The 1,185-nt window shown below is 55.5% G+C and carries 2 protein-coding genes; one reads left to right on the top strand and one right to left on the bottom strand.

All coding sequences use genetic code 11. The features are described from left to right. A partial coding sequence (locus ACXRVY_RS30335; protein WP_458239119.1) for a helix-turn-helix domain-containing protein occupies nt 1-703 on the bottom strand: 703 nt, incomplete at its 3' end. A gap of 101 nt (nt 704-804) precedes the next feature. Between ACXRVY_RS30335 and ACXRVY_RS30330 the strand changes: the two genes are divergently transcribed. Next, the coding region (locus tag ACXRVY_RS30330; protein WP_458239118.1) for an acyl-CoA dehydrogenase family protein at nt 805-1,185 on the top strand (381 nt) is incomplete at its 3' end.

Below are 1,185 nucleotides of genomic sequence, written 5' to 3'. Positions count from 1 at the left end.
GGCTGACGCTATAGAAGCTCCTGACCATTCCCTGATGCTGAATTTTGACTTTGAAGCTGGCTCTGGGCTCGAGTCTGGAGGCGCGTATTTTCCAGTCAGTTGGAACGTTGGGGTAGTCAAGAATGCGCTTCAGGGTCTGATTTTCCTGATCGCTGCCGTTGAGCATGACATGCTGCTTGAACGCCATGATCACCAGCGACAATGCGTCTTGCCATTCCTCGCTCAGCGCGCCATCGCTGCCGTCGTTGAACAGAAAGTCATACAAGTTGACAGTTTGCCTGAGCCGCTCGGTATCGACTTTGTCCTGATAGAAGCCTACCCAGGCCTTGTTGACCATCAGGATATTGCCCGCGCCATCAGTCAGGGTGGATGGATACGGATCCAGTGTCTGCAATGTTCTGAGCATTGCAGACCTTAACCACTTGAGATCCGGGCTGTGAAAGTCCTGCGCTATTTCATTGGTCGCGTAGCCCGCAGCAATGCGCAGATGGCTGCGATCCCTGCGGCCAAGCTTTAGCGCGTCCGCGATTTGGTCGGTCAGCACCTCACTTGGCTTGCTTATCCCGTTTTCCAGGCGACTGACATGTCGAGTCGAGGTGCCGACCATTTCGGCCAGTTGCTCCTGGCTCAGCCCGAAGACTCCGCGCCAGAACCTGAGAAAGTCAGCAAAGCGCTGTAAGTGTTGTGTCTCGGCCATGTCCATTGTTGCGAGAAATCCCTTCTATCAGACATCCCATGTCGTGGTGACTGGGGCCGGCCTCGGCAAAATGGGCGGGTCCCGTCCATTCTTCGCGGAGTAATACCATGGCGGCCTCCATACTAAACGTCAGAGATCTGCATTTCTATCTGTTCGAGTTGTTCGATGCGCAAGCCCTGACCGCCCGCCCGCGCTATGCCGAGCACAGCAAGGAAACTTATCTGGCGGCCATCGAAACCGGGCGCAAGATCGCGCAACGCTACTTCCTGCCAATCCGGCAGAAGGTGGATGTGCAACAGCCTACGTTCGACGGCAAGCAGGTGCACATGCTTCCCGAGATCAAGCCTGCAATCGATGCTGTTATCCAATCCGGGCTCACTTGCCCGGAAGCCGATTATGAATTGGGTGGCATGCAATTGCCGGCCATTGTTGCAAGTGTGGCCACTTCTTTCCTGTCAGCTGCTGGCAGCACCACACTGGGTTATACC

The organism is Pseudomonas sp. P5_A2_2 (assembly GCF_054177685.1).
Note: the sequence above shows the minus strand (reverse complement) of the source record. Positions and strands in the feature narration are given on the sequence as shown.